The organism is Escherichia sp. MOD1-EC6098 (genome assembly GCF_002965865.1).
In the GTDB taxonomy this organism is placed as follows: Bacteria; Pseudomonadota; Gammaproteobacteria; order Enterobacterales; family Enterobacteriaceae; genus Escherichia; species Escherichia marmotae.
This window is the reverse complement of sequence record NZ_PTSN01000047.1, coordinates 1-5,556: the sequence shown is the minus strand read 5'-3', so window position 1 is coordinate 5,556 and position 5,556 is coordinate 1. Positions and strand designations below refer to the sequence as shown.

Annotated in this window: 8 protein-coding genes; 4 read left to right on the top strand and 4 right to left on the bottom strand. The window is 44.0% G+C overall.

Translation table 11 applies throughout. The features are described 5' to 3' along the window. Nucleotides 1-339 precede the first annotated feature (339 nt). The 3 genes from C0K55_RS25190 to C0K55_RS25180 all read right to left on the bottom strand — a co-directional run bounded on the left by C0K55_RS25190 (nucleotide 340) and on the right by C0K55_RS25180 (nucleotide 1,889). Nucleotides 340-807, bottom strand: coding sequence for a hypothetical protein (locus C0K55_RS25190; RefSeq protein ID WP_105267050.1), 468 nt, complete (start codon nucleotides 805-807; stop codon nucleotides 340-342). Between the two features lie 286 nt (nucleotides 808-1,093). After that, nucleotides 1,094-1,207, bottom strand: coding sequence for a hypothetical protein (locus C0K55_RS26310; RefSeq protein WP_001427889.1), 114 nt, complete (start codon nucleotides 1,205-1,207; stop codon nucleotides 1,094-1,096). Between the two features lie 487 nt (nucleotides 1,208-1,694). After that, entirely contained in the window at nucleotides 1,695-1,889 is a 195-nt protein-coding gene (locus C0K55_RS25180) for a Rop family plasmid primer RNA-binding protein (RefSeq protein WP_001041640.1), read from the bottom strand. A 284-nt stretch (nucleotides 1,890-2,173) separates the two neighbouring features. On the opposite strand from C0K55_RS25180, the gene mobA reads away from it, so the two are divergent. From mobA to C0K55_RS25160, 4 genes are all read left to right on the top strand, one after another. Continuing rightward, on the top strand, nucleotides 2,174-2,497 hold the full coding sequence (mobA, locus tag C0K55_RS25175) for a plasmid mobilization protein MobA (RefSeq protein ID WP_000166966.1): 324 nt from the start codon (nucleotides 2,174-2,176) through the stop codon (nucleotides 2,495-2,497). A 249-nt stretch (nucleotides 2,498-2,746) separates the two neighbouring features. Continuing rightward, on the top strand, nucleotides 2,747-3,085 hold the full coding sequence (locus tag C0K55_RS25170; protein ID WP_001027011.1) for a hypothetical protein: 339 nt from the start codon (nucleotides 2,747-2,749) through the stop codon (nucleotides 3,083-3,085). Between the two features lie 573 nt (nucleotides 3,086-3,658). Further along, on the top strand, nucleotides 3,659-4,798 hold the full coding sequence (locus C0K55_RS25165) for a reverse transcriptase family protein (protein WP_032341919.1): 1,140 nt from the start codon (nucleotides 3,659-3,661) through the stop codon (nucleotides 4,796-4,798). Between the two features lie 4 nt (nucleotides 4,799-4,802). Continuing rightward, nucleotides 4,803-5,006, top strand: coding sequence for a retron Se72 family effector protein (locus C0K55_RS25160; RefSeq protein ID WP_000427298.1), 204 nt, complete (start codon nucleotides 4,803-4,805; stop codon nucleotides 5,004-5,006). A gap of 187 nt (nucleotides 5,007-5,193) precedes the next feature. Here C0K55_RS25160 and C0K55_RS27245 read toward each other — a convergent pair whose 3' ends face one another. Next, a complete protein-coding gene (locus C0K55_RS27245; RefSeq protein WP_071529143.1) occupies nucleotides 5,194-5,355 on the bottom strand; it encodes a replication initiation protein in 162 nt (53 codons plus the stop codon). Nucleotides 5,356-5,556: the final 201 nt, after the last annotated feature.

Below are 5,556 nucleotides of genomic sequence, written 5' to 3'. Positions count from 1 at the left end.
CTTTCCGGCTCCTCCTGGTGGCCAGAAGCAGCACCGTTACAGTGCCTGCCTCACAGTGCTGGATCCAGCACTGTGAGGCAGGCACTGTAACGGTGCTGCTTCTGGCCACCAGGAGGAGCCGGAAAGACGACGCCGGAGGACGAAAACAGCCAAAAATAAGCCTCATGGACACCGGACACGCTCAAACCGGACGCCATTCAGTTTCATGCATAGTCATGCAACGCGCTAAAAATGATTCTGGCGCGTTTTTCTGGTTTACCCTGGGGAAAACATCCCTTTTTGCGGTTTTTGCGTCAGAATCGCGCTCAGTGCGTTTTATAGGTGCGTACAATTAAGATATTACGTTAAATTGTGAGGGAATGGTCCCCATATACTGACTTTATCATACGGATAGGGTTGGTAGTGGGTCGATTGGGTTTCGGCATTGTTTCCGTTAATGCCAATTGCATTTTTGTATTTGATGCAACAGAAGGCGTGAGATTCTCCTGAGCCTGGAAAGTCTAAGTGTTTAGAATTGATGGCAAAATATCTTCCGTCCGGTTTTTGAAGTAGTTGTTGTTTGGCTGTCTCCCAAAGGGTGCTGTTACAAACTTCTTGAATTTGTAGTTTTTGCAGGACACTTATTACTGCGTTGTCATGTTCCAATTCTTTAGGCGAGAGTATTATTCTCTCTTTTAATAAGCTGTTTACCACAGGGTTTAGTTGTTGTCTAAAGCACGCAGATAATGCCATTGCTACACAATTTTGTTCCCGAGGAAGCATGTTTGGCGGGGTATGTCGTGTTTGATGTGATATGTCTATTCTCATAGAAGGCCTCTGGCTTATAGCATCAACAAATACGGCTATAAAACAAAATTTTTATAGAGTGATTCAAGATCTTCTTGAGATCCTTTTTTGCGGCGCGTAATCTGCTGCCTGCAAACAAAAAAACCACCGCTACCAACGGTGGTTTGTTTGCCGGAATCTAGAGCTACCAACTCTTTCTTCCGAAGGTAACTGGCTTGGTGGAGCGCAGATACCAAATGCTGTCCTTCTAGTGTAGCCGCAGTTAGGTCACCACTTCAAGAACTCTTAATATCTCAATCCACCTTGTTTAGTTACCAATGGCTGCTGCCAGTGGCGTTAAGTCGTGTCTTACCGGGTTGGACTCAAGACGATAGTTACCGGATAAGGCGCAGCGGTCGGGCTGAACGGGGGGTTCGTGCACACAGCCCAGCTTGGAGCGAACGACCTACACCGGGCCGAGATACCAACAGCGTGAGCTATGAGAAAGCGCCACGCTTCCCGAAGGGAGAAAGGCGGACAGGTATCCGGTAAGCGGCAGGGTCGGAACAGGAGAGCGCACGAGGGAGCTTCCAGGGGGAAACGCCTGGTATCTTTATAGTCCTGTCGGGTTTCGCCACCTCTGACTTGAGCGTCGGTTTTTGTGATGCTCGTCAGGGGGGCGGAGCCTATGGAAAAACGCCTCCTGCTCGCCCTTCTTCTGGGCCTTTGTCTTTTGCTCACATGTTCTTTCCGGCTTTATCCCCTGATTCTGTGGATAACCGTATTACCGCCTTTGAGTGAGCTGACACCGCTCGCCGCAGTCGAACGACCGAGCGTAGCGAGTCAGTGAGCGAGGAAGCGGAAGAGCGCCTTATGTGACATTTTCTCCTTACGCTCCTCTATGCCGTTCTGCATCCTGTCCTGATGCGTTATATCCCGGTGCGATTTTCCGCTTCAAAGCGTGTCTGTATGCTGTTCTGAAGTTCTTCCGCGAGTTCGTGCAGCTTCTCACACATGGCTGCCTGTTCGTCAGCATCAAGTGCGTCCAGTTTTTCGAGCAGCGTCAGGCTCTGGCTTTTTATGAATCCTGCCATGTTGAGTACGGTTTGCTGCTGCTTGTTCATCTTTCTGTTTTCTCCGTTCTTTCTGTCATCTGCTTTGTGTGATTATATCGCGTACCACTTTTCGACTGTTTTACCGTCGGTATTCTGCTGTCTGACTCTTTGACGGGCATTTCTGTCAGACAACACTGTCACTGCCAAAAAACTGCCGTGCCTTTGTCGGTAATTCGAGCTTGCTGACAGGACAGGATGTGTAATTGTTATACCGCGCATACATGCACGCTATTACAATTACCCTGGTCAGGGCTTTGCCCCGACACCCCATGTCAGATACGGAGCCATGTTTTATGACAAAACGAAGTGGAAGTAATACGCGCAGGCGGGCTATCAGTCGCCCTGTTCGTCTGACGGCAGAAGAAGACCAGGAAATCAGAAAAAGGGCTGCTGAATGCGGCAAGACCGTTTCCGGTTTTTTACGGGCGGCAGCTCTCGGTAAGAAAGTTAACTCACTGACTGATGATCGGGTACTGAAAGAAGTTATGAGACTGGGGGCGTTACAGAAAAAACTCTTTATCGACGGCAAGCGTGTCGGGGACAGGGAGTATGCGGAGGTACTGATCGCTATTACGGAGTATCACCGTGCCCTGTTATCCAGGCTTATGGCAGATTAGCTTCCCGGGGAGAAAACTGTCGAAAACAGACGGTATGAACACCGTAAGCTCCCAAAGTGATCACCATTCGCTTTCATGCATAGCTATGCAGTGAGCTGAAAACGATCCTGACGCATCCTTCCTGTTTTTTCGGGGCTAAACCTCTCTTTTTGCGGTATTTGCGTCAGAATTGCGTTCAGCGCGTTTCAGCGGTGCGTACAATTAAGGGATTATGGTAAATACAATTGGTTAAATTACTATTGGTGATAAATGAATATTTCAATAAAAAACAATGACTTAAAAACTATTGCTCGGTTTGACGGTAAAACCTTAAGAGATGCCTTTTCGAGAAAAATAGCGACTTTTGATGGCAAGATTTTAAGGGATGCTAGCTTAAAAAAAATAGCGACTTTTGATGGCAAGGTTTTAAGGGATGCCTCTTTAAAAAAAGTGGCGACTTTTGATGGCAAGGTTTTAAGGGATGCCTCTTTAAAAAAAGTAGCAACCTTTGACGGTCAGAATTTAAGAGATGCTAGTTCAAAAATTATCCTGAGTGCCGATGCTGAGGTTGGGATTGTTGTTATGGCCTTTGTAGCTGAGTTGATTTGAATCTCATGCTGCATACCTTTTAGCCTATCGCTGGCAGGATAAGGCGCTTTCTTGTTGGTGACAGAAAGATAAAAAACTTTATAATAATCAGCGAAGCGGGCGAACCACGCCTGGCTCTCGCTCTTTAACAAATGGTTACGTGTGTGTTGCGCAAGGAAACCGATGCCTTGTTTTTAAGGCGATCTCGCATGAGATCATGACCGGCCTGGCCGCTAATTAATGGTGAGAACGCCCCTGAGCGTGTATCAGCACTAAAAGAATAGCGACGATTGTCTGGCAATGTGAGTTAAAAGTCCCAAAGAGCCAATAGAGTTTTTCCTTGCTTTCCTACTGGTCTGGCAAAATTTCATAACCAATAGGAGTTGCATCATGTTTATTATCAACATCAACATTAACGTAACCAAGAGCTCTTCATCTTGTTCTGGAGACGGTCAGATGAAGAAAAAAAGAGAGGTTGGCTCTCTGGAGGCACTGAAAAAAACACAGTTTTTGTTTTCTATGTGCTTGATTATGTTTAAAGTAATAGATTACGTATCGAAACTTTTTAACTAATCGACTTTTAACTCAAACATCATGAATAAACCCAGGTTTAATGGAACTCCTGTTGCATCTTTGGATTCTTTATCTGCGATGTTAGGCATAGAAAGAAAAAGATTGGACTGGATAGTCAAGTCTGTATCGATGTCGTACAAGCAGTTTAAGGTTGAAACAGGGAAGAATAAAAAAGAAAGGCAAATTTTTGAACCCAAGAGATCTTTGAAAGGAATTCAAAAAAAAATAAATAAAGAAATTTTTGAGAAAATTGATTACCCTCATTATTTGCATGGGGCGTTAAGTGGTCGCGATTATATATCTAATGCCGCTGTTCATACTAGGAAAAGAACAGTTATATGTCTTGATATCACCAATTTTTATCCCAGCATTAGTAAAAAAGATGTTTGTTCTATTTTTAAAAATTTAATGCGTTTTTCTCCTGAGGTTTCTTTGTGCTTAACGGAACTTGTGACGTTGAATAATAAGGTTCCTCAGGGTGGGTGCTGTTCTAGTTATATTGCAAATCTTTTATTTTTTAATAGTGAGTATAATCTCTATAATAGATTGAAGTCTATGGGGCTTTCATATTCAAGGCTTTTAGATGATATTACTATATCCTCTGATAAGGATCTTTCATCAGAGGAAAAAACAAAAGTAATAAAACTCGTTCACGGAATGGTGAATCAGTACAGACTTTCAATAAATGAAAGTAAGACAACGATAGAGCACTCAAAAGATTCGTCTTCTAAACTTAGTGTCACTGGGTTGTGGGTAAAGCATGGCGTTCCTAAGTTAACAAAAGAAAATAGACGTTATATCAGGTACTTAGTTTATATATGTAAAAAACAAGGTGCTTATGAACGTCATACGAAAGAGTACCATGATTTATGGAATAGATGCTCTGGCAAGGTTGCTCAAATGTCGAGGCTTGGGCATGTCCAGGCGGTTGAATTGAGGGCGATTCTTTCTGAGATAATGCCAGTTTATGATGATTACAAGATATCTAAATTAAAGTTGATGGCTAAGCATTATCTAAATAAATTTACGCCGCCTTTAACTGATGAGCAGATAAGGAAAATAGATAGGATGCTCTATGATTTTGATATAGTAGGGCGGACTAATAAGAATCTTGCAAAACTATATAGACGTAAGCTTGTGGCATTACTTCCAGATAGGTGATTATATGGAAAATGGATTTGTTAATTTTTATGACCATGTTAAAGGGTATGGCTTTATAAGGCGTGAGCGTGGACGTGATGTTTTCTTTCGGTATGATGATTTTTTGTTTTTAGGGCATGATGTCGATATATGTAAAGGTATTTTAGTTAGGTTTAAATTAGAAAAAACAGATAAAGGGTTTAAAGCTGTAGCGATTCAAAAGGTATAACATCGTGGATGTGTCAGCTTGTTTTTATGATATGAGAACTTGAGATCCTTTCTATCTCGTCGTAATCTCTTGCTGTGTAAACGAAAAAACCGCCTTGCAGGGCGGTTTTTCGAAGGTTCTCAGAGCTACCAACTCTTTGAGCCGAGGTAACTGGCTTGGAGGAGCGCAGTCACCAAAACTTGTTCTTTCAGTTTAGCCTTAACAGGCGCATGACTTCAAGGCTAACTCCTCTAATTCGGTTACCAGTGGCTGCTGCCAGTGGCGATAAGTCGTGTCTTCTCGGTTTGGATTCAAGTCGATAGTTACCGGATAAGGCGCAGCGGTCGGACTGAACGGGGGGTTCGTGCATACAGTCCAGCTTGGAGCGAACGACCTACACCGGGCCGAGATACCAACAGCGTGAGCTATGAGAAAGCGCCACGTTTCCCGAAGGGAGAAAGGCGGACAGGTATCCGGTAAGCGGCAGGGTCGGAACAGGAGAGCGCACGAGGGAGCTTCCAGGGGGAAACGCCTGGTATCTTTATAGTCCTGTCGGGTTTCGCCACCTCTG

Bases quoted from the DNA above. Each gene is read 5' to 3' on its own strand.
- C0K55_RS25190 (WP_105267050.1), bottom strand. From the start codon at position 807: ATGAGAATAGACATATCACATCAAACACGACATACCCCGCCAAACATG.
- C0K55_RS25180 (WP_001041640.1), bottom strand. From the start codon at position 1,889: ATGAACAAGCAGCAGCAAACCGTACTCAACATGGCAGGATTCATAAAA.
- mobA (WP_000166966.1), top strand. From the start codon at position 2,174: ATGACAAAACGAAGTGGAAGTAATACGCGCAGGCGGGCTATCAGTCGC.
- C0K55_RS25170 (WP_001027011.1), top strand. From the start codon at position 2,747: ATGAATATTTCAATAAAAAACAATGACTTAAAAACTATTGCTCGGTTT.
- C0K55_RS25165 (WP_032341919.1), top strand. From the start codon at position 3,659: ATGAATAAACCCAGGTTTAATGGAACTCCTGTTGCATCTTTGGATTCT.
- C0K55_RS25160 (WP_000427298.1), top strand. From the start codon at position 4,803: ATGGAAAATGGATTTGTTAATTTTTATGACCATGTTAAAGGGTATGGC.
- C0K55_RS27245 (WP_071529143.1), bottom strand. From the start codon at position 5,355: ATGCACGAACCCCCCGTTCAGTCCGACCGCTGCGCCTTATCCGGTAAC.